Genomic DNA, 24,701 nt, shown 5'->3' on the forward strand with positions numbered 1-24,701 from the left:
GGAACGGATGACGCCCGGGACTCCTTCGTGGAGGTCCCGGGCGTCGTCCTGAGCGGCCGAGTGAGCTGGGGAAGTGCTAGGCGAGCGCTACGGCAGCGCGTCCACGTGCGGGCCGACCACGTTCGACCAGGCGTTGCCCGACGTGGCGTCCCAGTTGGTCGACCAGGTCATCGCGCCGCGCAGGTCGGGGTAGGTCCGCGGCGGCTTGAAGGTGCCGCAGCTGGTGCCCTTGGTCAGGCAGTCCAGGGCGGCGTTGACCACGGACGGGGCGACATAGCCGCCGCCGGCCGCCCGGGTGGAGGCGGGCAGACCGAGGCCGACCTGGGACGGGGCGAGCCCGTTCTCCAGCTGGATGCAGGCCAGGGCGGTGAGGAAGTTGATGGTGCCCTGGGCGTAGACCCCGCCGTCGCAGCCCAGCATGGTGCCGCTGTTGTAGTACTGCATGTTGACGACCGTGAGGATGTCCTTCACGTTCAGGGCCGTCTGGAAGTAGGAGTTCGAGGGGGACTGCATGTCGATGGTCTGCGGCGCCATCGTCAGCACCATCGACGGGCCCGCCTTGGCGGACAGGGCGCGCAGCGCCTGTGTCATGTAGGTGGCGTTGAGGCCGTTCTCCAGGTCGATGTCGACGCCGTCGAAGCCGTACTCCTGCATCAGCGCGTAGACCGAGTTGGCGAAGTTGGTCGCCGAGGCGGCGCTGTTGACCTGGACCGTGCCCAGTTCGCCGCCGATGGAGATGATGACCTTCTTGCCGGACGCCTTCTTCGCGGCGATGTCCGCCTTGAACTGGGCGACGGTGTAGCCGCCGAGGCCCGCGGTGTCCAGGTTGAAGGTGACCGCGCCGGGTGTGGCGGTCGCGTCGGCGAAGGCCACCGCGATGATGTCGTAGGCGGCGGGGACGTCGGAGATCTTCTGGACCGTGGCGCTGTTGTTGAAGTTCTGCCAGTAGCCGGTCACCGCGTGCTTGGGGACCGTGCCGGTGCCGCCGTCGGTCGGGGTGGTCGCGTTGACCGTCGTCGAACGGGGTGACTCACCGGCCGCGTTGGTCGCCGTCACCTGGAAGGAGTACGTGGTGTTCGCGGTGAGCCCGGTGACGGTCGCCGAGGTGCCGGTGACCGCGGTGATCCGGGTGCCGTTCCGGTAGATCGCGTAGCCGGTCGCGCCGGAGACCGGGCTCCAGGACAGCGAGACCGAGGTGGGGGTGGTGCCGGACACCGCGACACCGGTCGGGGCCGTGGGGATGGTCGGCTCCGGGTCCGTACCGCCGCCGCCGTCCGGGCCGAACACCGACAGATCGTCCACGAAGTACGGCTGCTGGCCGTACCAGCCATGGGTGTAGACGGTCACCGAGCGGGTGGCGGCGCCGGTGGTGAAGGTGGTGGTCAGCTGCTTCCAGGCCGCCGAGTCGGGGGTCCAGGTCGACACATCGGTGGTGCCGGTGCCGGTCGCGCCGAGATAGGCGAAGCTGCCCTGCACCCAGGCGCTCAGCGTGTACGTCGAGTTGGGCTGGACGGCGACCGTCTGGGAACAGCGGGCGTTGTCCTGGCCGGAGGGGGCCGCGCGCAGCGCCGAGGTGCCGGTGCGCACCGGTGTGGTCGTGTTGCTGCCGCTGTTCGCGGAGCAGGTCCAGTTGGCGAGTCCGGACTCGAAGCCCGCGTTGCGGGCGTTGTTGATGTCCGCCGCGGACGCTTCCACGGCCGTGGACAGGGAGAGAGCGAGGGCGGCGACGGTGGCGCCCGCCCAGATCCGGGCACCGAGCCCGCGTCTGGTGGTGCCGCTGTGCCGTCTGTTCCGTACGAGGTCCACTCGGGCCTCCGAGGGGGAGTCGGGACGAGGAGGGGGGAGAGCAGGAGCACGAAGGGAGGTGCGCGAGGTGGTGCGGGGAAGGGGAGGAAGAACTGCGGGGGGAGGTGAGGAAGGGGAGGAAGAGGAACGGTGGCCGCCGCTGCGACAAAGGTGGTCCAGACCAATTGTGTTGTCAAGGTCTGGACCAAAGCCGACACCGTGTTCACAGAAACGGAGCGCGCCTAACCTGCCCTGATTTGACGGCACTTGTTCGCTGTCAGTTGTCGCACAGCCACCGAAACGCTGTTCTCCGGCCATGGAGGCGCAGATACAGTGCTGACGTAGTCACGCAACGAAGTCGTCTCGGTGCACCGGAGTGACGCCCCTGCACCGGCCGCCGGAACCGGGGAGCTGCGCGTGCCCACTGCCATCGCCGTGACCGGCGCGGACCTCGCGCTGCCGGCGCAGGACGAGCGGACCCTGCCCGCGGCCGTGCTGCCCGACCTCGACCGGCGCCCGCTGGACCAGACCCTCGCCGAGATCCAGATCCTGCTCGACCAGCACGGTCACCTCGTCGTGGTCTGCTCGGGCGCCGCCCCCGAGGGCGTGTACCGGCGGCTCCACACCATCCGCTCGCTCCTGGAGAGCGACCGCATCGCCCTGTTCCGCCCCGACCTGCCCCCGCTCGGCGCCGCCGTCCTCGCCCGGCAGCTGCGCCAGCTCGCCTCCTGCGACCTCAGCCCCGGTGTGCTCGCCTCCGCGGGCCGGCTGCTCACCCACTACATCCACGCCGGTGCCCTGCTCGGCTCCGTCGCCCGGCTCGACCGGGTCCCCGTCACCCTCAAGGCGCACGCCAAGTCCTGGATGCCCGGCAGCCAGTTCGCCGTCCTCGCCCACCCCCAGCCCCAGCTCGTGCGGATCGGACCCGGTGCCGCCCTCGCCGGACCCGAGTTCGCCACCCGGATGACCGTCGCCAAGGGCCAGCTGAACTCCGACTGGGTCACCGGCACCCTCGCCCCCGCCTGGCAGGTCCAGGGGCTGCGCGAGGTCCCGCTGCCCGCGGACTCCGCCCGCTGGTGGGGCACCGGGAAACTGGTCGAGTTCTGCGCCTACCTGGGCGACCTGTCCGTGCTGTACCAGCTCGTCACCTCCGTCCGCCAGACCGTCTGCCACTGGTGCGGCCTCGACGTCATCGGCGACCTGTGCGTGTTCTGCCGCGCCACCCCGCCCGATACCGGGGACGGCGACCCGACCGCCGCGCACCGCACCACCGACGCCCGCCCCGCCCGTCTCACCGAGAGCGCCGCCCGCGCCCGGCGGGCCCTCACCCTCTGACCCGCACCACCGCCCGCCTCCACTCCGCCACCCCCAACGAGGACGCACGGTTCATGAACTCCCGTCAGCGCCGCGGCGTGATACTCCTGCTCCTGTCCATCCTGTGCGCCCTCGGTGCCTTCGCCGGTGTGCTCTCCGTCGTCGACGATGTGAAGTCCAAGGTCGGCCCCGAGGTCACCGCGTACGAGCTGAAGTCGGACATCGCGCCCTACACCCCGCTCGGCGCGGGCCAGTTCAGCGCCGTCCGGATGCCCGAACGCTGGCTGTCGCCGACCGCCGTCACCGATCTCGCCGACATCCGCGACAAGATCGCCGTCACCACCCTGAAGAAGGGCTCCCTGCTCCAGAGCGACATGATCGTCGACCAGCCCGCGCTGAAGGCGGGCGAGCAGGAGGTCGCCATCATGATCGACGCGGCCACCGGGGTCGCCGGGAAGATCACCCCCGGCGCCACCGTCAATGTCTACGCCACCTTCGAGGGCGCCCGCGAGAGCGACCCCGACCAGTCCCGGGTGATCGTCTCGGGCGCCCGGGTGCTGGACGTCGGCGAGCTGACCCCGCTGGACCCCGACGCGAACGACCGCTCCAGCACGGCCACCGAGGCCGTGCCGATCACCTTCGCGCTGTCCGCGATCGACGCCCAGCGCATCACCTACGCCGAGTCGTTCGCCGAGCGGGTCCGGCTCGCCCTCGTCGCCCCCGGCGGCGACGGCACGGTGCCCGAACAGGACCGCACCTACGAACTCGCCGACGACCAGTGACGACGAGCAGGGACCAGGGAGAGGCCGCCCCATGCCCACCAGAATCCTTCCGGCGGTGGCCGACGCGGACGCCGTCCGCTCGCTCACCACACTCCTCAGCCAGCTCCCGGACGCCGAACCCGTGGGCCCGGTCCTCGACTCCACCCAGCTGATCGACACCCTCGCCCGGCTCGCCGCGGAGTCCGTGGACGAACTCCCCGAGGTGGTCGTCGTCCATGAACGGATCGGCCCGGTCCCCGCCCTGGAGCTGATCCGCGAGGTCGCCCTGCGCTTCCCCGCCGTCGGCGTCATCCTGATCACCTCCGACGCCGGACCCGGCCTCTTCGCCGCCGCCATGGACTCCGGCGCCCGCGGCCTGGTCACCCTGCCGCTCGGCTACGAGGAACTCGCCGCCCGCGTCCAGGCCGTCGCCCAGTGGTCCACCGGTGTGCGCCGCCATCTCGGGCACGGCGGCGCCGACGTCCTGCCCGGCGTCGGCGGCACCGTCGTCACCGTCTCCGGCGCCAAGGGCGGCGTCGGCACCACACTGACCGCCGTGCACCTCGCCCTCGCCTCCCAGGCGTCCGGCCGCTCCACCTGCGTGGTCGACATGGACCTCCAGACCGGCGATGTCGCCGCCTACCTCGATGTCCAGTTCCGCCGCTCGGTGGCCGACCTCGCCACCATCACCGACATCTCGGCCCGGGTGCTGGCCGACGCGGTCTTCCGCCATGACACCGGGGTGGCGCTGCTGCTCGCCCCCGGCGACGGCGAACGCGGCGAGGAGGTCACCGACCGCGCCGCCCGCCAGATCGTCAGCGCGCTGCGCGCCCGCTACGAGACCGTCGTCCTCGACTGCGGCTCCCAGATGAGCGGCGCCGGGGCGGCGGCCGTGGAGATGGCCGACCTCGCGCTCCTGGTCACCACCCCCGACGTGGTCGCCGTCCGGGGCGCCAAACGCCTGGTCCGGCTCTGGGAACGGCTCCAGATCCGCAAGGCGGAGGAGACCACCGTCGTCGTCAACCGCCACACCCGCGGTACGGAGATCCAGCCCGCCCTCGTCCAGCGGATCACCGGCACCTCCGTCGCCCGGACCGTCGTCCCCGCCCACTTCAAGGAGCTCCAGGCGGTGGTGGACGCCGGACGGCTGCACGAACTCGACGCCAAGAGCACCGTCAAGCAGGCCCTGTGGACGCTCGCCGGTGAACTCGGCCTGGTGCGCGGCTCCGACGGCGGACCCACCGGTCACCGGCGCGGCGGCCGGTCCCGCGCCCGCGACCGGGCCCGCGCCGCCGAGGGGCCCCGCCCGGCCGAAGCGGCGGCCGGGGGCGGCGACCGCGCGGCCCTGACGTTCCGGCGGCGCAAGGAACTCGGGCGGTGAGCGGGCGGCGGCGGCCCGGCGGTATCGCCCGCGTCCGCGGCGACCGGGGCCAGGTCACCGTCGAGTTCCTCGGCATGACCCCGCTCATCGTGATCACACTCGTGCTGCTGTGGCAGTTCGTCCTGCTGGGGTACACCTTCACACTCGCGGGGAACGCTGCCGACGAGGCCGTACGAGCCGGGACGGCGGCCTCGCCGGGGGCCCGGCAGGGGGCGTGCGAGCAGGCGGGCACCGACAAGCTGCCGGGGGCCTGGGAGGGGGGCGCGAGCGTGGACTGCGGCACATCGGGCGGGTTCGTGACCGCCACGGTCACCCTCGACGTCCCGGTGCTCTTCCCGGGCTCGGTCGCCTTCCCGTTCACGGTGACCGGACACGCGGGCGCGGTGGAGGAGGAGACGGACTGAGATGCCGTACATGCGTGAGAGGGACGCCGGGGACGGGAAGGGCGCGAGGGGCGGTGCGGTCGCCCCGCACGCCGGGGGCGAGACGGGCGGCGCGGTCGCCCCGCACGACCCCCGCCCCGCGCCCCCCGCGGCACGCCCCCGGTGCCGGGATCGCGGCCAGGTCGCCATCGAGTACCTCGGCTTCGTGCCGATCCTGCTGCTCGTCGCCCTCGGCGCGATCCAGCTCGGCCTGATCGCCTACGCCGGGCAGCAGGCCGGTACGGCGGCCCGCGCCGGGGCCCGCGCCGCCTCGCTCGACCTGGGCGCCCAGACGGGCTGCGCCAACGCCGTCAGCGACTGGCTCTCCGCCAGCTGCTCCGCGTCGCGGCTCGGCGACGAGGTCGAGGTCACCGCCACCGTCGACATCCCCTCCCTGGTCCCCGGCTGGGACTTCGGCCCCGCCACCCGGACCGCCGTCATGCCGATCGACCACAGCGACTCACCCAGCGACTGACACACCGACTGACACACCGACTGACACAGCGATTCACCAGCGACTCACCAAGCGACCGACCAAGCGACCGACACACCGACTGACCAAGCGACTGAGAGGAGGCCCGGCCATGAGTCTGCGGGCACGCATCAACGCCCCCGAGGAGCAGGGCAGCCGAGGCGAGGACGGCCATCTGGTCGCCTCCTACCGGGCCAAACTCCTGGAGGAGATCGACCTCGCCGAGATGGGCTCGCTCGCCGCCGCCGACCGGCGGGCCCGGCTGGAGCGGGTGCTCGGCCACATCATCAGCCGCGAGGGCCCGGTGCTGTCGACCGCCGAACGGTCCCAGCTGATCCGCCGGGTCGTCGACGAGGCCCTCGGCCTCGGCATCCTCGAACCCCTCCTCGAAGACGCCTCCATCACCGAGATCATGGTCAACGGCCCCGACGCGATCTTCGTGGAGCGCGGCGGCCGGGTCGAGCAACTGCCCATCCGGTTCGCCTCCGCCGACCAGCTGATGCAGACCATCGAGCGGATCGTGTCCACCGTCAACCGACGGGTGGACGAGTCCAACCCGATGGTGGACGCCCGGCTGCCGTCCGGCGAGCGCGTCAACGTCATCATCCCGCCGCTGTCCCTGACCGGCCCCACCCTCACCATCCGCCGCTTCCCGCGCTCCTTCACCCTCCAGGAGCTGATCGGCTTCGGCTCGCTCGACGAGCACATGCTGTACCTGCTCGCGGGGCTGGTGCAGGCCAAGTTCAATGTGATCGTCTCCGGCGCCACCGGCACCGGCAAGACCACCCTGCTCAACGCCCTGTCCGGCCTCATCCCCGGCGGCGAGCGCATCATCACCATCGAGGACTCCGCCGAACTCCAGCTCCAGCAGGCCCATGTCATCCGGCTCGAATCCCGCCCGCCGAACGTCGAGGGCAAGGGCCATGTCACCATCCGCGACCTGGTCCGCAACTCGCTGCGGATGCGGCCCGACCGGATCGTGGTCGGCGAGGTCCGCGGCGGCGAGTCCCTCGACATGCTCCAGGCCATGTCCACCGGCCACGACGGCTCCCTGGCCACCGTCCACGCCAACAGCGGCGAGGACGCCCTGATGCGGCTCCAGACCCTCGCCTCCATGTCCGACGTCGAGATCCCCTTCGTCGCCCTGCACGACCAGATCAACAGCGCCGTCGATGTCATCGTGCAGCTCACCCGGTTCGCCGACGGCACCCGGCGGATCACCGAGATCGCCCTCCTCGACAGCCACGGCGGGGAGCCGTACCGGCTGGTGACCGTGGCCCGCTTCGACGCCCGCCCGATGGCCGCCGACGGCCGGATCCACGGCGTCTTCCGGTACTTCCCGCTGCCGCGCCGCGCCGCCGACCGCCTCTACATGGCGAGCCAGCCGATCCCGCAGGCGTTCGGTGTCGCCCTCACCGAGGACATGCTCGCCACCCGAGAAGCCAGGTAGGACCCGCCCGCCATGACCATGAACCTAGAGAACCTCACCACCCTCACGATCGGCGCCACCCTGCTGACCCTGCTGCTCGCCGTCCTCGGCGTCCAGGCGTACGCCGCCGGACGCGCCCAGCGCCGGGCCCTGGTGGAGCGGCTCACCGCCACCGGGCAGGCCCCGGTCACCGGTCGCCGCCGGCACTTCCGCGACCTGGACCGCAGGCTGCGCCGCACCGCCCTCGGCCGCCGCCTGGAGCTGCGCCTCGCCGCCACCGGCCTGGATGTGACACCCGGCGAGTTCACCGCCGCCCTGCTGGTCGCGGTCGCCGGGCTCTGGCTGGTCGGCCATGCCGCGCTCGCGCCCTTCTTCGGCCCGATCGCCGGTCTCCTCGGTATCGCGGCGGCGGTCCAGTTCCTCAACTGGCAGCGCCAGAAACGCATCGAGAAGTTCATCAACCAGCTCCCCGAACTCGCCCGCATACTCGCCAACGCCACCAACGCCGGGCTCGCCCTGCGCACCGCGATCGGCATGGCCGCGGAGGAGCTGGAGGCCCCGGCGGGCGAGGAACTCGCCAAGGTCGCCGACCAGCTCGCCCTCGGCGCCTCCCTGGACGACGCCCTCGACGAGATGGCCCACCGGCTGCCGTCCCGCGAACTCGTCGTCCTGGTCACCACCCTGGTCCTCGCCAACCGGGCCGGCGGCCAGGTCGTCGGCGCCCTGCGCAACCTCACCGAGACCCTGGAGGAGCGCAAGGAGACCCGCCGCGAGATCCGCACCCAGCTCTCCCAGGTCAGCATGACCTCGTACGCCGTCCCCGCGATGGGCGTCGGCGCGCTCTTCCTGATGAACGGGGTCAAGGACGGCGCCCTCGACCGGATGACCGGCTCCCCGTTCGGCCAGGCCGCCGTCCTCATCGCCTTCGGCCTGTACGTGGTGGGCTTCGTCCTGATCCGCCGCCTGTCCCGGATCGACGTGTAGAGGAGCGACGACGACCATGACACCGCTGCTTCTCGCCGCGCTCGCCGCCCTCAGCGTCTGGGGCGTCTTCGCCGGTATCCGGATGTACCGCGCCGACGCCAAGCTGCCGCCCGATCTGCTGCTCGCCCTTGAGGTCGGCGCCACCCGCACCGGCGCCGTCGACTCCGTCATCGACCGCATGGGAATGCGCTACGCCCCCGCCGTCCTGCGCCTCATGGGCCCCAAGCAGGTCGCCAAGTACCGCCGCCGCATCGACCTCGCCGGAAACCCCGGCGGCCTCACCATCGACCGCTACGCCGCCCGCCGCGCGGTCTACGGCGCCCTCGGCGCCACCGGCTTCCTCGTCTTCCTCCTCCGGGGCGACTACCTCGTCGCCCTGCTGCTGCTCGCGTTCGGCGCGTTCTGGACCGAGGTCGGCATCTGGTCGGCGATCCGGGTCCGCAGGGACGTCATCGAACGCACCCTGCCCGACTTCCTCGACGTCCTCGCCGTCGTGGTCAGCGCGGGCCTCGGCTTCCGCCAGGCCCTGGACCGGGTCGCCGCCAAGTACGAGGGCCCCTGGGCCGACGAGATCCGTATCACGCTGCGCCAGATGGACCTCGGCGTCAGCCGCCGCCAGGCGTTCGCCGAACTGCGCCGCCGCAACGACTCCGAGCAGGTCGCCATGTTCGTCACCGCGCTCCAGCAGGGCGAGGAACTCGGCGCCCCCATCGTCGACACCCTGGTCGCCCTGGCCCGCGACATGCGCCGCACCGACGCCCAGAACGCCCGCCGTAAGGCGGCCCGCGCGGTCCCCAAGGCCACCATGATGATCACCACGTTCATGGTGCCCGCCACCATGCTGCTGCTCGCCGCGGGTCTGCTCCTCGGCTCCGGCACCGACTTCGGCACCCTCACGGGCGAGTAGGACGGGACGGGCCGAGGGATGACGACGGTGGACGCGGGCATGGACCCGACCGCGGGCGTGCGGGCGAGGGACCGGGCGTGCGCGGCCCTGCGGGCGAGGGACCGGGCGTGCGCGGCCCTGCGGGGCCGGTGGCGCGCCCTCCGCACCGCCCCCGCGCCCCCCGACGGTCCACCGGAGCCCACCGTCGCCCTCCAGGTGAACGCCCTCCAGGCGCTGTGCCGCCAGGTCTTCGGCTTCCGGCTGGCGATGATCGCGGTCGCCGCCCCGGCGGCCCTCCTCCACGCGGACCCGGGCCTCGGCGCCCCCCTGGTCGGCGCGGCCGTGGTCGCCGCCGTCACCGTCTCCTTCGTCCTCTTCCGCGACTGGGAGCGCTTCGGTCCGCTGCTGCTGCGCCACCCCGCCCTGCTCGCCGCCGACACCGCCCTGGGCACCCTGCTGCTGGTCTCCGCGGGCCCGGACAGCACCCTCGCCTACGTCAGCGTCTGCACCCCGCTGCTGGCGGGCCTGGTGTACGGCTGGCGGTCCGCGGCGGTCTTCGCCTCGCTCCAGGGACTGATCCTGTGGCTGGTCCAGGCGACCCTGGACCGCGACCGGCCGACCACCCTCGCCGAGTCCCTGCTCCTGCCCGGTCTGTGCGTGATCGTCGGGGCGGTCGGCTCGGCGCTGCGCCATCTGATGTTCCGCTTCGGCGCGGCCACCCAGGCGCTGACGGAGGTCCGCGCCCGGCTCGCGGCGACCGAGGCGGTGGCCGAGGAACGCGCCCGGCTGGCCCGTGAACTGCACGACTCGGTCGCCAAGACCCTGCACGGCGTGGCACTGGCCGCCGAGAGCCTGGCGGCGACCGCGGCCCGCCCCGCGGCGGACCCGGCGCTGATCCGCCACCAGGCGGACCTGGTGGCGCGCTCGGCCCGCCGCGCGGCGGCGGAGTCCCGCGCCCTGCTGCGCGACCTGCGCACCCACCCGTCCCCGGCGGACCCCGGCGTGGACGTCCTCCCGGAACTCCGCGCGGTCCTCGCCGACTTCACGGCCCGTACGGGCCTGACGGCGCCGTACGTGGGCGCGGACCGGGTCCCGCGCACCACCGGCGACCGGGCCAGGCAGCTGCTCGCGGTCGCCGCCGAGGCGCTGGAGAACGCCCACCGGCACGCGGACGCGGCCCGGGTGGAGGTGGGCCTCGCGGTCCGCGGCGACCAGCTCCGGCTGACGGTCCGCGACGACGGCCGCGGCCTGCCGCCGGACACGACGCTGGAACAACTGCGGGGATCAGGCCATTTCGGCCTGGTCGGGATGGTGGAGCGGGCGGCGGCGATCGGAGCACGCATCCGGATCGGCCGGGGGGAACGCCCACGCGGCACGGAAGTCAGGCTGGACATCCCGCTGAGGGTGTGGAGGAGCAGCACATGAGCGGCCTGGGCAGCACGGGAGGGTGCGGCATGGGGACGGTCCCGTACGAGGAGCTTCCCCGGGGCGAGTTGCCGTCGCCGCCGCCGGTCAGAAGCCTGCGGGTGGTGGTGGCCGACGACAATCCGGTGGTCCGCGCGGGCCTGACGGCGCTGCTGTCCGGCCGCCCGGACATCACGGTGGTGGCCCAGGCGGCGGACGGCCGCGAGGCGTGCGAGGCGGTGGGACGGCACCGGCCCGACGTGGTCCTGCTGGACGTCAGGATGCCCGGTGTGGACGGTATTTCGGCACTTCCGTACCTGGCCCCGCTGGCACCGGTCATGATGCTGACGTACAGCGGCGAACCGGAGACCGTCCGGGAGGCGCTGCGGCTGGGGGCCCGGGGATATCTGGTGCACGGCGAGTTCACGGTGGAGCAACTGGTCACGGCGGTCCATGACATGACCGCCGGCCGCCCCCACCTGACCCCCACGGCGACCCAGGCGCTCCTCACTCCGACCGATGCGACTGCACACACCACGGAACCGAATTTCCCCGCCACCCCGCCGAATTCCGCGAAACAGCTTTCGCAAGTGCAATCATCTGTGGCACAGTCGTCCTCGGGGGCCGTGGAGTCAGCGGCACGGGCGAGGTTCCGGCTCAGCGCGAGGGAGGCGGAGATCATGGACCTCATCGCATCCGGGATCACCAACCAGCGGATCGCCGCGCTGTGCTTCATCACCGAGAAGACCGTCAAGAACCACATCAACCGCATCTTCGCCAAACTCCAGAGCGGCACCCGCTCCGAGGCCACCGCCCGGTGGCTGGGAACGGCTCCTGACGACCAGTGGGGCACGCGATGAACCGGCACCGGATCTGGGCCCGGGATTGGGCCCGTGGACCCTGGGGCAGACAGGGCACACGGCACTACGGTGGCCGCGTAGGAAGCGGCACCGGCCACGGTGACCCTGGAGGGGTGCGTCATGGGCAACTGGATCAACACCGCGGTCTCGCAGATCAGGGACCGCGCTGCTCGGGGCGACCGGGGGCAGACGGCGGTGGAGTATCTCGGGATCATCGCGGTGGTGGTGGCCATCGTGCTGGCGATCACGGGGACGGACATCGGGCAGACGATCTACAACGCGATCACGGACAAGATCACCGAGGTCACCGGCGGCTGACGCCGTGCCGGGGTGATTCCGGGCAGGCTTTCCCCATCTACATCACGGTGGTGGCGGGTCTGCTCTTTCTTGCGTTCGCTTATCTGGCAGTCGGACAGGCCGCCGCCAACCGCAGTGACGCGCAGACGGCGGCCGACGCCGCCGCGCTCGCGGCGGCGCTGGAGACACGGGACGAACTGGCGGGCGCCTGGGTCGACAAGGTGCTCGACCCCGACGAGTGGCTTCCTATCTTCAACGGCTCGGCACCCGGCATCGGTTCAGCCTGTTGGCGAGCGCATGAACTCGCGGCACTGAACGACGCCACCGCCGCATGCCAGCCGGACGGTCTCCTCGCCTACCAGGTCGAGACGACGACCAACAAGACCGTGGGCGATTCCATCGTGCCGGGCACCGAAGGGCAGCGCTCGACGGAAACCGCCCGAGCGGTCATCGAGCCGCGCTGCGTGTTCACCCTCCCCGGCGAGGATGCCGGTGACGAGGTGCTGCCCATCCTCTCGTGCGACGGCGAGGACTGGGAGCTGGACCCGGAAGACCTCACCGACCTGCCGGACCCCGAAGACCTCTTCGACGTCCATCTGGCCGACTGACACAAGCGAACGACAAGCGATGAAGGAAGCGGAGTCATGAGTATTCGGTTCACGACGAAGGCTCGCAGGGGGATGGCTGCGCTGATCGTTGCGGCCGGGCTGGTTCTTGGCGCAGCCGGATGCAGCAGTGGTGACGCCGAAGGGGGCGACACGGAGACGGAGTCGTCGCAGCCCGCCGCCAAGAACGGCGGCTCCCAGCCGGACGCGCAGGAAGGACAGGCGGACGTCCCTCTGGCCGAACTGAAGGGCCCGGAGAGTCTGCTCCTCCAGATCAACTCGGCGCGCCGGGACGCGGGGGGATTCGTCACCCTCGACGGCACGCTGAAGAACGACGGCGGTGACACCGTCAACGTGCCCGCCCAGCTCAGTGGCAACGAGACCGAGATCATCCGCAACGGCCGTTCACTGGGCGGCGCGACACTGGTGGACTCGAAGAGCAAGAAGCGCTACTACGTCCTGCGCGACACCGACGGCCGACCCCTCACGACCACCAACTTCCCGGCCCTGAAGGCGGGCGAGTCCCTGCCCGTGTTCATGCAGTTCCCGGCGCCCCCGGAGGGGACGACAGAGGTCACCTTCCAGCTGCCCATGTTCGCCGCCGCCCCCATCCAGATCTCCGGATGAGGCCCGCGACCATGACACGCCCCCGCCACCCCCGCCACCCCCTGCCCGTTCTCCTCACCGCGACGGCGCTGCTGCTGGCCACGGCGACCGGTGTCGCGTCCGCCGACGGTGATCCGAGTGTGCCGCCCGGTACGGAGGCCAGCGCCTCCGCGCCGGTCGAGGTGGACCCCAACGACCCCGACCTCAAGCTCCCGGAGGGCGCCACCCTGGCGGAGCCCAAGGTGCTGGACATCAAGCTGGTCGTCGAGGAGCAGAGCGGCGACGAGCGGCGCGAGGACACCAACGCGGACGTCAAGTTCGCCCTCCAGGCCGAGGTGCTGTTCCCCAAGGGCAGCGCCCGGCTCACCGGCGAGGCCCAGTCCCGGATCGCCGCCATCGCCGCCGAGATCAACACCCAGGACGCCCCCACGGTCCGTGTCTTCGGCTTCACCGACAACCTGGGCTCCGCCTCCAGCGGTGACGCCCTGTCCAAGGAGCGCGCCAACGCCGTGCACGACATCCTGGACTCCGAGCTGAACGACCCGAGCGTCACCTTCGAGGTCCGCGGCTACGGCGAGGAGTACCCCATCGCCTCCAACGACACCGAGAGCGGACGCAAGAAGAACCGCCGGGTGGAGGTCTCCTTCCCGCGCACCGGCTGACGGCCGCACGGAATCAGACCCCCGCGCGGAAACAGACCCCCCGTACCGACCCCCCGCCTCGCCCCGCCCCCTACCCCACCCGTACCTCCACCGTCACCCCCGCCCGCACACCCCACCCCGCCATCGCCCCCGCCTCCGCCTCCAGCACATGCCGGGAGCGCGGGCGGGGGAGTCCCAGACGGCCGGGGGACATCGTGCGTACCGCGAGGACCCGCATCCGGCGGTCCAGATACGCCACGTCGATCGCGAAGCGCATCCCGAACGTGTGGACGCTCCCCGCCGGTGTCAGCAGCAGCGCCCCGTCGATCCCGTCCCGCCCCAGCAGCCCCTTCGTCCGGGCGCGGTACGAACGGGCGACCTCCACCGGTATCTCCACCGGCACCCCCGCCGACAGCTCCCCTGGCACCACCAGCACCCCCACCCCGTCCCGCCACCGTCGTCCCACCCCGGACCACCTCCCTGCCCCCACCCCACCACACGCGCCCCCGGCGCAAAGGAGTTGTCCCGAACCCCACCCGCCGATAGGAAGAACCCATGACCACTCTCGGCGCGGTGTTCCGTCCACAACTGCCCCCCGAGCGGCTGCGCGCCCTCGCCCGGCTCGCCGACGACTCCGGGATCGAGGAGCTGTGGCTCTGGGAGGACTGCTTCCGGGAGGGCGGGATCTCCACCGCCGCCGCGGCCCTCGCCTGGACCGAGCGGGTACGGATCGGCGTGGGACTGCTCCCCGTGCCGCTGCGCAATGTCGCGCTGACCGCCATGGAGGTCGCCTCCCTGGACCGCATGTTCCCGGGCCGCGCCGTCGTCGCCGTGGGCCACGGCGTACAGGACTGGATGGGCCAGGTCGGCGCCCGCGCCGGCTCCCCGCTGACGCTGCTGCGCGAGCACCTCACCGCCCTGCGCCGGCTCCTCGCCGGTGAGACCCTCGACGTCAGCGGCCGGTACGTCACGCTCTCCGACGTCACCCTGGACTGGCCACCGGCCCGCCCCGTACCGATCCTCGCCGGTGCCACCGGCCCCCGTACCCTCCGGCTCACCGGGGAGGCCGCCGACGGGACCGTGCTCACCAGCGAGACCACCCCGGACGACCTGCGCCGCGCCCGTGCCGCGATCGAGGAGGGGCGCCGCTCGGCCGGGCGGACCGACGCGGCCCACCGGGTCGTCGTCTATCTCCTCGCCGCGACCGGCCCCGGCGCCGAGCAGCGGGTGCGTGCCGAGCTGGCCGCCGACGGACACGCCGAGGACTCCGGGCGCGGGGTCGCGGGCGACGCCGCCACCGTGGCCGCAGCCGTGCGGCGGCTCGCCGACGCCAGTGCCGATGCCGTCATCCTCCAGCCCACCGGCGACGAACCCGACCCGGAGGCGTTCCTGCGGTTCGTCGCTAAGGACGTCCGCCCCCTGATCCCCTAGGCAACCGCCATGCGCTCCGCATCACCGTCGCCGTCCGACACCTCCTTCGAGGAACTCCTCGCCGAAGGGGCCGCCGTGCCCACCGAAGGGTGGGACTTCTCCTGGTTCGAGGGCCGGGCCACCGAGGCGCGGCCCTCCTGGGGGTACGCGCTCGCCCTCGCCGGACGGCTGCCCGGCGCCACCGCGCTCGACATCCAGACCGGCGGCGGCGAGGTGCTCGGCTTCGCCCTCGGCCGGGCCGCCGCGCCGCCCCGGCTCACCGTCGCCACCGAGGGCTGGCCCCCGAACGTCGCCAAGGCCACCGCGCTGCTGGGCCCCCGGGGCGTCGCCGTCGTGGCCTGCCCCGAGGACGCCCCGCTGCCGTTCGCGGACGGGGCCTTCGACCTGGTCTCCAGCCGTCACCCGGTGCGCCCGCACTGGTCCGAGATCGCCCGGGTCCTCGCCCCTGGCGGTACGTACTTCGCCCAGCACGTCGGTCCGTCCACCGTCTTCGAACTGGTCGAGTACTTCCTCGGACCCCAACCGGAGGCCGTCCGCGCCGCCCGTGATCCGGCGGGGGAGCGCGCCGGGGCGGAGACCGCCGGTCTTGAGGTGGTGTCGGTGCGGGCGGAGCGGCTGCGGATGGAGTTCTACGACATCGCCGCCGTCGTGCACTTCCTGCGCAAGGTCGTGTGGACGGTCCCCGGCTTCACCGTCGAGGCGTACGAGCCCCGGCTGCGCGCCCTGCACGAGCGCATCCGGTCCGACGGCCCGTTCGTCGCACACAGCACCCGTCACCTCTTCGAGGCCCGCAGACCCGCCCGCACGCCCAGCCGCACCCCCGCCCACACGCCCGCGCCGAATCCCACCCCGAGTCCCGCCCAGAGCCCCACCCACAGTCCCGCCCCGAGTCCCGCCCAGAGCCCCACCCACAGTCCCGCCCCCTGACCGCTCCGGCCCCGCCCCGCGGCCCCGGCGAAGGAATGGCCAGGAATGGCCGGTCGTGCCCAGGGGGCCACCGGGCCCCTGTCGGCGATTGCAACGGTCGGCCGGTCGCCGCGCGATGGCGACACCGTGACAGGCGGCTCCGGATACCGGAAGTCCGATCCGGGGCAAAATGCCCAAATCGACAGGAATGTGAATCTGGCGCGGCGTCACTTCACGGGTTCTCCACATCGTTATCGCCAGTGATTCGCATCTGGCGCGGGCGTCGCGTAAGTTCGGACCAAGGCAATTCGCGCCAGCAAAGCTGCGCGGTAGGCACCGCGCGGTGGAGGGGACTGCGCGGTGCCGTGCCCCCGTACCGGGCGTCAAGTGGGCGTTCGCCCGCCGATTAGCCCATCGGAGGGACGTCCCGGCGATTCGTCCGGACGATCCGGTGGGCGCTCGGAACCAGCCATGAATCCGCTGTGAAGCGGGCATTCCACGGCTGTCGAGGCGTTGTCGGCCGACTTCGGAGAGTAGTTGTGGCACGCCGGTGCACGCAGCATCACTTACGAAGGGTTATGGTGGAAGCCCCCCCTCGGGCCGGTCCGTCTCCCCCCCACGGACCGGCCCGTTTTTCTGCCCCCGCCCGGCCGCCCTCCGTGCGCCCCGTCCGCGCCCCCCGGTTCCGTCCGGCCCCCGCGCGGCCCCCGCGCCGCCGCCGTCCGGCCCCCTCACCAGCACCCGCTCCCGGGCCCCGGCCCGTCCCCCCGCCGTCCCCCCGCCGTCCCCCGCCCTCGCCCCGCCGGACCCCAACACCCCTTGGGGGAGCCGTCGTAGAACGGGGGTAGGCTCACACCCCTCGGGGGACCGCCACTCGGACTGGACCCGCACTCGACCGGGCCGTCCGATCCGTACCGGAGGGGCTGACAATCACGTGAACCTGCGCGACACGCTGCGGAGCCTGCTCGTCAGGCTGTACGCGCACCGGGTGGAAGGCCACCTGGACCACGCTCAGGTGCCCAAGCACATCGGCGTCATCATGGACGGCAACCGACGCTGGGCCAAAGCCTCCGGCTCCACCACGATGCACGGACACCGGGCCGGCGCGGAGAAGATCGGGGAGTTCCTCGGCTGGTGCACCGAGACCGATGTCGAGGTGGTCACCCTCTGGCTGCTGTCCACCGACAACTTCGACCGCCCCAAGGACGAGCTGGTCCCGCTCCTCGGCATCATCGAGGACGTGGTCCGCAGCCTCGGCGCCGACGGCCGCTGGCAGGTGCACCACGTGGGCACCCCGGACCTGCTGCCCGCCGGGATGCAGCGCACCCTGAAGGAGGCCGAGGCGGCGACCGCCGACATCGACGGCATAGTGGTCAATGTCGCCATCGGCTACGGCGGACGGCAGGAGATCGCCGACGCGGTCCGCTCCATGATGCTGGACGCCCACGACAGGGGCACCACGATGGAGGAGCTGGCCGAGGCCGTCGACGTCGAGATGATCGGCCGCCACCTCTACACCCGCGCCCAGCCCGACCCCGACCTCGTCATCCGGACCAGCGGCGAACAGCGGCTGTCCGGCTTCATGCTGTGGCAGACGGCCCATTCCGAGTACTACTTCTGCGAGGTCTTCTGGCCCGCGTTCCGGAAGGTCGACTTCCTGCGCGCGCTGCGCGACTACGCCGCCCGCCACCGGCGCTACGGCGGCTGACACCCCTGCGGGAGCCGCAGCGCCGCCCGTTCGGCGGATGGCCGCCGCGCCCGGCCCGGTCACCCGGCCCCGCGAAAGTGACGCACTCCCGCATATCAGGTGTAACCCAGACGTACCGCGCTTAATACGGAGTTCACCGGAGCGCCGTCGTCGGCCCTGGCATGGCCGCGCTCGTTCGAGGGCATAACGCAGACAGGTCGACGTCCGAACCACGGATGTCTCGATCTCAGCGGACGGCACGGGGCCGTCCGCCCGGGAGGCCCTTTGCACCAGCCCGACCGTGCGGTCTCGGCACGGATGAAGCCGCGGAGGGCCGGTTCCCGGCCCGTGGTGCCACGGGGCCGAGGACCGGTCCAGCTCCTCTCCGTCGCTCCCCGACCTCATCCGAGGGGGTACGTCCTTCCGTGGTGACCAGCACAAAGCGCCACAAGCCCGACCGGCGCACCTATGTTCTCGACACCAGCGTCCTGCTGGCCGATCCCAACGCCCTCAGCCGCTTCGACGAGCACGAGGTCGTGCTCCCGATCGTGGTGGTGACGGAGCTGGAGGCCAAACGGCACCATCCCGAGCTCGGCTACTTCGCCCGCCAGGCACTGCGCCTGCTGGACGACCTCCGGGTGCGGTACGGCCGTCTCGACGCCCCCATCCCCACCGGGGAGCTGGGCGGCACCATCCGTGTCGAGCTCAACCACTCGGACCCCAGCGTGCTGCCCACCGGCTACCGCCTGGGGGACAACGATTCCCGCATCCTCGCGGTCGCCCGGAACCTCCAGGCCGAGGGGTTCGACGTCACCGTCGTGTCCAAGGACCTCCCGCTCAGGATCAAGGCGTCCTCGGTCGGTCTGCTGGCCGAGGAGTACCGGGCCGAACTCGCCATCACGGACGCCTCCGGCTGGACCGGCATGTCCGAACTGACGCTGCCCGCCGAACAGGTGGACATCCTCTTCGAGGAAGGACATGTGTATGTGCCCGAGGCGGCCTCGCTGCCCGTGCACACCGGTCTCACCCTCCAGTCCGACCGGGGCAAGGCACTCGGCCGGGTGTCCGCCGAGGGCACTGTCCGGCTGGTGCGCGGCGACCGGGAGGCGTTCGGCATCAAGGGCCGCAGCGCCGAGCAGCGGATCGCGCTCGATCTGCTGCTCGACCCGGACATCGGGATCGTCTCGATGGGCGGCCGGGCCGGCACCGGCAAGTCGGCGCTGGCGCTCTGCGCGGGTCTGGAGGCGGTGCTGGAGCGCCGTCAGCACCAGAAGATCATGGTCTTCCGGCCGCTGTACGCGGTGGGCGGGCAGGAACTGGGCTATCTGCCCGGCACCGAGGCCGAGAAGATGGGCCCCTGGGCCCAGGCGGTCTTCGACACGCTGTCCTCCGTCACCAGCCGCGAGGTCATCGAGGAGGTCACCGCGCGCGGCATGCTGGAGGTCCTGCCGCTCACCCACATCCGCGGCCGGTCGCTGCACGACGCGTTCGTGATCGTGGACGAGGCCCAGTCACTGGAGCGGAACGTCCTGCTGACCGTGCTGTCCCGGATCGGCGCCAACTCACGGGTGGTGCTCACCCATGACGTGGCACAGCGGGACAATCTGCGCGTCGGGCGGTACGACGGAGTGGTCGCCGTGGTGGAGAAGCTGAAGGGGCATCCGCTCTTCGCGCATGTCACGCTCACCCGGTCCGAGAGGTCCCAGATCGCCGCCCTTGTGACCGAAATGCTGGAGGACGGGCAGATCTGACCCACCCGCCCCACGACGGGGCGAATATCCCGCAGTTGGCGCCGCTCGGCAAAGGGGAGACCCTAGCCGGGCGGCGCCATCATGCGCCGCTCTTTCCCGAAATCCCCTGGGGCACGCGGGGTGTGAGCTTTCACACGCAACACAGAATTGCCACCCGGTGTCGGGTTACGGCAGAGTCTCGTTCCTGTCAGGCCCCGCATACGGCACCCGTGTACCCCGAGGGGTACGGCACCACAGAGCTTCACCGCAAACTCAACAGCGTCGCCGTATGCCGCCCGAGCATCTCGCGGCGCTCCCCGTGCGGGAGTTGCCCACCGGGTCCGTCGCCTCCCGTGACCGCGCAGTAGGGGAGGCCAGCGCCAGGGGCACGATCGCGTCCGCCAGGGTCACCGAAGCGGCGCTGCTGGAAGGAAACCGTGTGAGCCGGATCTCGGTCCGGGGATTCGCAGTGGCCTCGGCCACCGCGGTCACCGCCGTCGGTAGCGTTGTCGGCGTTGCCTCGGGCAGCACCGCTCAGAACAACGACGCCGAATCGACGGCCGCCGACCTGACGCTCCTCGCGGACATACCCACGGGCCAGCAGGCCCAGGTGCAGACCGCGTCCCTCACGCAGCAGGCCAATGTCCAGGCCATCGCCGCGGATGCGAGCGCGAAGAAGGACGCGGAGGCGGCGGCCCGCAAGGCGGCGGCCAAGTCCGCCGTCGAGAAGAAGGAAGCCGCCGAGGCCAAGGCCAAGGCCGAGAAGGAGGCCAAGGAGCGCGCGGAGGCCGAGGAGGCCGCCAGCCGCGAGGCCACCCGGGACGCCTCCAGCTTCAGCGTCCAGGGCTCCTACTCCGTCGCACAGATCCAGGCCATGGCCCGCCAGATGGTGCCGTCCGGCCAGTGGACCTGCTTCAGCAACATCGTGGACCACGAGTCCGACTGGAACTACCGGGCCGTCAACCCGTCCTCGGGTGCCTACGGTCTCTTCCAGGCCCTGCCGGCCTCCAAGATGATCTCCGCCGGTGCCGACTGGCAGACCAACCCGGCCACCCAGATCAAGTGGGGCCTGAACTACATGAACGAGCGCTACGGCAGCCCCTGTGACGCGTGGTCGTTCTGGCAGGCCAACAACTGGTACTAGGCACCGCGCCGCGCCTCGCGCGGCCCGCCGCGGGCGTACTCCGCTCAACCCCGTGAAGCCCCTCCCCGTCCTAGGGGGAGGGGCTTTCGCCCTGTACGGTCGGACACGGCGACTCCAGGGGGGAGTGGTGGGGAAGGACGGGGGCGAGGGACGGATCATGTCGCGAGTGCCGGGGTGGCTGGGCCGGATGGGTGCCGGACTGACCGAGATGGGCCACAAGCTGGACGAGCGCCGCCGCGCCGGAGCCGCCGAGGACGACACCGGGCCCGGACCCGAGAACCCCGGCCCGCTCGCCCCGTCCCCGCCCGCGCATCAGCCCGCCCCCGGCGCCCGCCCCGACCCGGCGCACGTCGTGCCCTGGGGAGTGCGGGTCGCCGCCGAGGCGGGCTGGCGGCTGCTGGTGCTGGCCGGAACCCTATGGGTGCTGATGCGGGTCATCAGCGCCGTACAGCTCGTGGTGCTCGCGTTCGTGGCCGCGCTGCTGATGACCGCGCTGCTCCAGCCGACCGTGGCCTGGCTGCGGCGGTACGGGGTGCCGCGTGGACCGGCCACCGCGCTGACCGCGATCCTCGGGTTCGTGGTGATGGGTCTGATGGGCTGGTTCGTCACCTGGCAGGTGATGGAGAACATCGACACTCTCTCCGACCAGATCCAGGACGGTATCGAGGAGTTGCGGCGCTGGCTGCTCACCAGCCCGTTCCATGTCACCGAGGAGCAGATCAACGACATCGCGGGCAATCTGCGGGACGCGGTCGGCGCCAACACCGACGAGATCACCTCCGCCGGTCTGGAGGGCGTCACGGTCATCGTGGAGGCCCTCACCGGCATCGCGCTCGCCGCGTTCTGCACGCTGTTCCTGCTGTACGACGGGCGGCGGATCTGGGAGTGGGCGCTGAAGCTGGTGCCCGCCGCCGCCCGGCCGGGGGTCGCGGGCGCCGGTCCGCGCGCCTGGCAGACCCTGACCGCCTATGTGCGGGGCACGGTCGTCGTCGCCCTCATCGACGCCATCTTCATCGGGCTCGGCATCTACTTCCTGGATGTCCCGATGGCGGTCCCGCTGGCCGTGTTCATCTTCCTCGGCGCGTTCATCCCGCTGGTCGGCGCGGTGATCTCCGGGGCGCTCGCGGTGGTCGTCGCGCTGGTCACCCAGGGCGTGTTCACCGGGGTGATGACGCTGGTGGTGGTGCTCGCGGTGCAGCAGATCGAGGGGCACATCCTCCAGCCGTTCATCCTGGGCCGGGCCGTGCGGGTGCATCCGCTGGGGGTGGTCCTCGCGGTCGCGGCGGGCGGACTGGTCGCCGGGATCGGCGGCGCGGTGGTCGCCGTACCGCTGGTGGCGGTCACCAACACGGTGGTCGGCTATCTGCGGGCGTACGCGGCGGGGCGGTACGACGACGGGGCAGGGCAGGTGATCGCGGCCCGGCCGCCGGTCGAGGACGTGGTCGCGGTCGGCGATGGCGGGACGGAAGCGGTCCGCGCCGAGCCGGGCGGGAACGCGGAGAGCCCCGCCCACCAGGGGTGAGCGGGGTCGTCGTACCGGGGGTCACTGCTCGGTGAGGACGGCCTCCGCGTCGAGGGTGACCGCGACCGCCTGGATCACCGAGGCGATCTTGAACGCCTCCTGGACGGTGTCGCGCTCCACGCCCGCCTTGCGCAGCACCTGCTCGTGCGAGTCGAGGCACAGACCGCAGCCGTTGATCGCGGAGACGGCGAAGGACCACAGCTCGAAGTCGACCTTGTCGACGCCGGGGTTGCCGATGACGTTCATCCGCAGACCCGCGCGGAGAGTGCCGTACTCATGGTCCGACAGGAGGTGGCGGGTGCGGTAGAAGACATTGTTCATCGCCATGATCGCGGCGGCCGACCTGGCGGCGGTGTACGCCTCGGGCGTCAGGTTCGCCTCGGCCTCCGGCGCCAGCTCGCGCAGCACGATCGGGGAGCGGGCGGCGATGGCGGTGGCCAGGACCGTGCCCCACAGCTGCTGGGCGGGGAGGGCGGAGTTGCCGATGACCGAGCCCAGGTTGAGCTTCAGGTCCTTGGCGTAGTCCGGTATGCGGGACTTCAGGGAGTCGAGGGACATGGCACTCACTCTCCGGCGAGCAGGGCGACCGCGTCGAGGGTCTCGTCGCCCTTGCTCCAGTTGCACGGGCACAGCTCGTCCGTCTGGAGCGCGTCGAGGACCCGCAGGACCTCCTTGGGGTTACGGCCGACGGAGCCCGCGGTCACCATGGTGAACTGGATCTCGCGGTTCGGGTCGACGACGAACACCGCGCGCTGCGCGAAGCCGTCCTCGCCCTCGATGCCCAGGTCTCGCATCAGCTCGTGCCTGGAGTCCGCCAGCATCGGGAACGGCAGGTCGCGCAGGTCGTCGTGGTCCTTGCGCCAGGCGTGGTGGACGAACTCGGAGTCGCCGGAGAAGCCGAGGATCTGGGCGTCACGGTCGGCGAACTCCTCGTTCAGCTTCCCGAACGCGGCGATCTCCGTCGGGCAGACGAAAGTGAAATCTTTCGGCCACGCGAAGACCACCAACCACTTGCCCTCGTAGGACTTGTGGTGGATCTGCTCGAACTCCTGGCCCTTCTCCAGCGAGACACAGGCGGTCAGTTCGAACTCGGGGAACTTGTCACCGACAGTGAGCACTAGCTCTCCTTGCAGCGAGGAGACACCTCAAGTGCGGGTGCCCCCCATGGGTTGGACGTGCTCGATGCTTTCATACGCTGGATTGATTGCGGTAATAGCTACACTGGGGCGGGTTGATCGGAGAGGGCTATCAGTGACTGTGAGTAAATCGGCGGGCAGGTTGGTGAGTGGGTCGGCGAGTGGGACGGCGGGGAAGCGGCGCCAGCCCAGCCTGGCCCAGCTACGGGCCTTCGCGGCCGTCGCCGAGCATCTGCACTTCCGGGACGCGGCGGCGGCGATCGGAATGAGCCAGCCCGCGCTGTCCGGGGCGGTGTCCGCCCTGGAGGACACGCTCGGCGTCACCCTGCTGGAGCGCACCACCCGCAAGGTGCTGCTCTCCCCGGCCGGTGAGCGGCTCGCCGTCCGCGCCAAGGCGGTGCTCGCGGAGGTCGGCGCGCTGCTGGAGGAGGCGGAGGCGGTCCGGGCGCCCTTCACCGGGGCGCTGCGGCTCGGCACGATCCCGACGGTGGCGCCCTATCTGCTGCCGACCGTGCTGCGGCTGGTCCACGACCGCTATCCCGAGCTGGACCTCCAGGTGTACGAGGAGCAGACCGCGAGCCTCCTCGACGGCCTCGCCGCCGGACGCCTCGACCTGCTGCTGCTCGCCGTGCCGCTCGGCGTCCCCGGGGTGACCGAACTCCCCCTCTTCGACGAGGACTTCGTCCTGGTCACCCCGGTCGGGCATCCGCTCGGCGGCCGGGAGGGCGTGCCCCGCGAGGCCCTGCGCGAACTGCGGCTGCTGCTCCTGGACGAGGGGCACTGTCTGCGCGACCAGGCGCTCGACATCTGCCGGGAGGCGGGCCGCGAGGACGTCCCGGCGACCACGACGGCGGCCGGACTCGCCACGCTGGTGCAGTTGGTCGCGGGCGGGCTCGGGGTGACCCTGCTGCCGCGGACGGCGGTACGGGTGGAGACCAGCCGCTCCGGGCAGCTGCTCACCGCGTCCTTCACCGCCCCGGCCCCGACCCGCCGTATCGCCCTCGCCATGCGCACCGGCGCGGCCCGCTCCACGGAGTACACCCACCTGGCGGCGTCCTTGCGGGAGGCGATGGGGGAGCTGCCGGTGCGGGTGGTGGGGGAGTAGGGGGGAGTAGGGGGGAGTAGGGGGGAGTAGGGCAACGGGGGGCGGCGCTCGGGGAGTCGGGCGGGGGCGGGAGTATCGCGATCTGTGGGGGCGGAAGTGGGGCGGTGGGCGTTGGGGTCGGGAGGCTGGCAGCGAGGGGACTGGTGCTGGGGTGGGGAGCGGGCAGCGAAGAGACTGGTGCTGGGGTGGGGGA

25 protein-coding genes are annotated in these 24,701 nt (G+C 71.9%); 21 read left to right on the forward strand and 4 right to left on the reverse strand.

The window, feature by feature from the left end; translation table 11 throughout:
• Nucleotides 1-87 precede the first annotated feature (87 nt).
• The gene (locus tag AB0D49_RS04400; protein ID WP_362750773.1) at nucleotides 88-1,746 is read right to left on the reverse strand and encodes a glycoside hydrolase family 18 protein; all 1,659 of its coding nucleotides are present in this window, start codon (nucleotides 1,744-1,746) and stop codon (nucleotides 88-90) included.
• A 456-nt stretch (nucleotides 1,747-2,202) separates the two neighbouring features.
• Between AB0D49_RS04400 and AB0D49_RS04405 the strand changes: the two genes are divergently transcribed.
• The 14 genes from AB0D49_RS04405 (at nucleotide 2,203) to AB0D49_RS04470 (ending at nucleotide 13,868) form a co-directional block, all read left to right on the forward strand.
• On the forward strand, nucleotides 2,203-3,120 hold the full coding sequence (locus AB0D49_RS04405; RefSeq protein WP_362750468.1) for a hypothetical protein: 918 nt from the start codon (nucleotides 2,203-2,205) through the stop codon (nucleotides 3,118-3,120).
• A gap of 53 nt (nucleotides 3,121-3,173) precedes the next feature.
• Complete coding sequence (gene cpaB / locus AB0D49_RS04410; protein ID WP_362750471.1) at nucleotides 3,174-3,881, forward strand: Flp pilus assembly protein CpaB; 708 nt, start codon at nucleotides 3,174-3,176, stop codon at nucleotides 3,879-3,881.
• A 31-nt stretch (nucleotides 3,882-3,912) separates the two neighbouring features.
• Nucleotides 3,913-5,241: an AAA family ATPase gene (locus AB0D49_RS04415; RefSeq protein ID WP_362750473.1), complete on the forward strand. Its 1,329-nt coding sequence runs from the start codon at nucleotides 3,913-3,915 to the stop codon at nucleotides 5,239-5,241.
• Between the two features lie 74 nt (nucleotides 5,242-5,315).
• Nucleotides 5,316-5,645, forward strand: a complete 330-nt coding sequence (locus tag AB0D49_RS04420) for a pilus assembly protein (RefSeq protein ID WP_362750776.1) — start codon at nucleotides 5,316-5,318, stop codon at nucleotides 5,643-5,645.
• A gap of 166 nt (nucleotides 5,646-5,811) precedes the next feature.
• Nucleotides 5,812-6,138 carry a TadE/TadG family type IV pilus assembly protein gene (locus AB0D49_RS04425; protein WP_362750779.1) on the forward strand — a complete coding sequence of 109 codons (327 nt, stop codon included), beginning with the start codon at nucleotides 5,812-5,814 and terminating at the stop codon, nucleotides 6,136-6,138.
• Nucleotides 6,139-6,247: 109 nt separating this feature from the next.
• Nucleotides 6,248-7,585, forward strand: a complete 1,338-nt coding sequence (locus tag AB0D49_RS04430) for a CpaF family protein (RefSeq protein WP_362750476.1) — start codon at nucleotides 6,248-6,250, stop codon at nucleotides 7,583-7,585.
• Nucleotides 7,586-7,603: 18 nt separating this feature from the next.
• Nucleotides 7,604-8,548, forward strand: a complete 945-nt coding sequence (locus AB0D49_RS04435; protein ID WP_362750782.1) for a type II secretion system F family protein — start codon at nucleotides 7,604-7,606, stop codon at nucleotides 8,546-8,548.
• 16 nt (nucleotides 8,549-8,564) lie between these two features.
• Complete coding sequence (locus tag AB0D49_RS04440) at nucleotides 8,565-9,455, forward strand: DUF5936 domain-containing protein (protein ID WP_362750478.1); 891 nt, start codon at nucleotides 8,565-8,567, stop codon at nucleotides 9,453-9,455.
• A gap of 18 nt (nucleotides 9,456-9,473) precedes the next feature.
• Nucleotides 9,474-10,859, forward strand: a complete 1,386-nt coding sequence (locus AB0D49_RS04445; RefSeq protein ID WP_362750481.1) for an ATP-binding protein — start codon at nucleotides 9,474-9,476, stop codon at nucleotides 10,857-10,859.
• On the forward strand, nucleotides 10,856-11,698 hold the full coding sequence (locus AB0D49_RS04450) for a response regulator transcription factor (protein WP_362750484.1): 843 nt from the start codon (nucleotides 10,856-10,858) through the stop codon (nucleotides 11,696-11,698). Before AB0D49_RS04445 ends, AB0D49_RS04450 begins: the two co-directional genes overlap by 4 nt.
• Before the next feature lie 120 nt (nucleotides 11,699-11,818).
• Entirely contained in the window at nucleotides 11,819-12,016 is a 198-nt protein-coding gene (locus AB0D49_RS04455) for a hypothetical protein (protein ID WP_362750785.1), read from the forward strand.
• Nucleotides 12,013-12,603, forward strand: a complete 591-nt coding sequence (locus AB0D49_RS04460; RefSeq protein WP_362750788.1) for a pilus assembly protein TadG-related protein — start codon at nucleotides 12,013-12,015, stop codon at nucleotides 12,601-12,603. Before AB0D49_RS04455 ends, AB0D49_RS04460 begins: the two co-directional genes overlap by 4 nt.
• A gap of 36 nt (nucleotides 12,604-12,639) precedes the next feature.
• The gene (locus tag AB0D49_RS04465) at nucleotides 12,640-13,227 is read left to right on the forward strand and encodes a hypothetical protein (RefSeq protein ID WP_362750487.1); all 588 of its coding nucleotides are present in this window, start codon (nucleotides 12,640-12,642) and stop codon (nucleotides 13,225-13,227) included.
• 11 nt (nucleotides 13,228-13,238) lie between these two features.
• The gene (locus AB0D49_RS04470) at nucleotides 13,239-13,868 is read left to right on the forward strand and encodes an OmpA family protein (protein ID WP_362750490.1); all 630 of its coding nucleotides are present in this window, start codon (nucleotides 13,239-13,241) and stop codon (nucleotides 13,866-13,868) included.
• Nucleotides 13,869-13,938: 70 nt separating this feature from the next.
• Here the strand turns inward: AB0D49_RS04470 and AB0D49_RS04475 are convergent, their stop codons facing one another.
• A complete protein-coding gene (locus AB0D49_RS04475; RefSeq protein ID WP_362750493.1) occupies nucleotides 13,939-14,313 on the reverse strand; it encodes a DUF192 domain-containing protein in 375 nt (124 codons plus the stop codon).
• 89 nt (nucleotides 14,314-14,402) lie between these two features.
• On the opposite strand from AB0D49_RS04475, the gene AB0D49_RS04480 reads away from it, so the two are divergent.
• From AB0D49_RS04480 to AB0D49_RS04505, 6 genes are all read left to right on the forward strand, one after another.
• A complete protein-coding gene (locus AB0D49_RS04480) occupies nucleotides 14,403-15,278 on the forward strand; it encodes an LLM class flavin-dependent oxidoreductase (protein WP_362750496.1) in 876 nt (291 codons plus the stop codon).
• A gap of 9 nt (nucleotides 15,279-15,287) precedes the next feature.
• On the forward strand, nucleotides 15,288-16,205 hold the full coding sequence (locus tag AB0D49_RS04485; protein WP_362750499.1) for a methyltransferase domain-containing protein: 918 nt from the start codon (nucleotides 15,288-15,290) through the stop codon (nucleotides 16,203-16,205).
• A 913-nt stretch (nucleotides 16,206-17,118) separates the two neighbouring features.
• Nucleotides 17,119-17,892, forward strand: coding sequence for an isoprenyl transferase (locus AB0D49_RS04490; RefSeq protein WP_362750502.1), 774 nt, complete (start codon nucleotides 17,119-17,121; stop codon nucleotides 17,890-17,892).
• A 404-nt stretch (nucleotides 17,893-18,296) separates the two neighbouring features.
• Nucleotides 18,297-19,622, forward strand: coding sequence for a PhoH family protein (locus AB0D49_RS04495; protein ID WP_362750505.1), 1,326 nt, complete (start codon nucleotides 18,297-18,299; stop codon nucleotides 19,620-19,622).
• 418 nt (nucleotides 19,623-20,040) lie between these two features.
• A complete protein-coding gene (locus AB0D49_RS04500; RefSeq protein ID WP_362750791.1) occupies nucleotides 20,041-20,745 on the forward strand; it encodes a transglycosylase SLT domain-containing protein in 705 nt (234 codons plus the stop codon).
• A 157-nt stretch (nucleotides 20,746-20,902) separates the two neighbouring features.
• Nucleotides 20,903-22,267 (forward strand): AI-2E family transporter, encoded by a 1,365-nt coding sequence (locus AB0D49_RS04505; protein ID WP_362750508.1) that lies wholly within the window; start codon nucleotides 20,903-20,905, stop codon nucleotides 22,265-22,267.
• Between the two features lie 21 nt (nucleotides 22,268-22,288).
• On the opposite strand, the gene AB0D49_RS04510 is transcribed toward AB0D49_RS04505, so the two are convergent.
• Both AB0D49_RS04510 and AB0D49_RS04515 read right to left on the reverse strand, forming a co-directional pair.
• Complete coding sequence (locus AB0D49_RS04510; protein ID WP_362750511.1) at nucleotides 22,289-22,825, reverse strand: alkyl hydroperoxide reductase; 537 nt, start codon at nucleotides 22,823-22,825, stop codon at nucleotides 22,289-22,291.
• A gap of 5 nt (nucleotides 22,826-22,830) precedes the next feature.
• Complete coding sequence (locus AB0D49_RS04515; RefSeq protein ID WP_362750514.1) at nucleotides 22,831-23,385, reverse strand: peroxiredoxin; 555 nt, start codon at nucleotides 23,383-23,385, stop codon at nucleotides 22,831-22,833.
• A 139-nt stretch (nucleotides 23,386-23,524) separates the two neighbouring features.
• Here AB0D49_RS04515 and AB0D49_RS04520 point away from each other — a divergent pair, with 139 nt between their 5' ends.
• Nucleotides 23,525-24,508 carry a LysR substrate-binding domain-containing protein gene (locus AB0D49_RS04520; protein ID WP_362750794.1) on the forward strand — a complete coding sequence of 328 codons (984 nt, stop codon included), beginning with the start codon at nucleotides 23,525-23,527 and terminating at the stop codon, nucleotides 24,506-24,508.
• The last annotated feature ends 193 nt before the right edge of the window (nucleotides 24,509-24,701 follow it).

The organism is Streptomyces sp. NPDC048290, from assembly GCF_040652095.1.
In the GTDB taxonomy this organism is placed as follows: domain Bacteria; phylum Actinomycetota; class Actinomycetes; order Streptomycetales; family Streptomycetaceae; genus Streptomyces.

Bases quoted from the DNA above. Each gene is read 5' to 3' on its own strand.
- cpaB (WP_362750471.1), top strand. From the start codon at position 3,174: ATGAACTCCCGTCAGCGCCGCGGCGTGATACTCCTGCTCCTGTCCATC.
- AB0D49_RS04415 (WP_362750473.1), top strand. From the start codon at position 3,913: ATGCCCACCAGAATCCTTCCGGCGGTGGCCGACGCGGACGCCGTCCGC.
- AB0D49_RS04420 (WP_362750776.1), top strand. From the start codon at position 5,316: ATGACCCCGCTCATCGTGATCACACTCGTGCTGCTGTGGCAGTTCGTC.
- AB0D49_RS04430 (WP_362750476.1), top strand. From the start codon at position 6,248: ATGAGTCTGCGGGCACGCATCAACGCCCCCGAGGAGCAGGGCAGCCGA.
- AB0D49_RS04435 (WP_362750782.1), top strand. From the start codon at position 7,604: ATGAACCTAGAGAACCTCACCACCCTCACGATCGGCGCCACCCTGCTG.
- AB0D49_RS04440 (WP_362750478.1), top strand. From the start codon at position 8,565: ATGACACCGCTGCTTCTCGCCGCGCTCGCCGCCCTCAGCGTCTGGGGC.
- AB0D49_RS04445 (WP_362750481.1), top strand. From the start codon at position 9,474: ATGACGACGGTGGACGCGGGCATGGACCCGACCGCGGGCGTGCGGGCG.
- AB0D49_RS04450 (WP_362750484.1), top strand. From the start codon at position 10,856: ATGAGCGGCCTGGGCAGCACGGGAGGGTGCGGCATGGGGACGGTCCCG.
- AB0D49_RS04455 (WP_362750785.1), top strand. From the start codon at position 11,819: ATGGGCAACTGGATCAACACCGCGGTCTCGCAGATCAGGGACCGCGCT.
- AB0D49_RS04465 (WP_362750487.1), top strand. From the start codon at position 12,640: ATGAGTATTCGGTTCACGACGAAGGCTCGCAGGGGGATGGCTGCGCTG.
- AB0D49_RS04470 (WP_362750490.1), top strand. From the start codon at position 13,239: ATGACACGCCCCCGCCACCCCCGCCACCCCCTGCCCGTTCTCCTCACC.
- AB0D49_RS04480 (WP_362750496.1), top strand. From the start codon at position 14,403: ATGACCACTCTCGGCGCGGTGTTCCGTCCACAACTGCCCCCCGAGCGG.
- AB0D49_RS04485 (WP_362750499.1), top strand. From the start codon at position 15,288: ATGCGCTCCGCATCACCGTCGCCGTCCGACACCTCCTTCGAGGAACTC.
- AB0D49_RS04505 (WP_362750508.1), top strand. From the start codon at position 20,903: ATGTCGCGAGTGCCGGGGTGGCTGGGCCGGATGGGTGCCGGACTGACC.
- AB0D49_RS04510 (WP_362750511.1), bottom strand. From the start codon at position 22,825: ATGTCCCTCGACTCCCTGAAGTCCCGCATACCGGACTACGCCAAGGAC.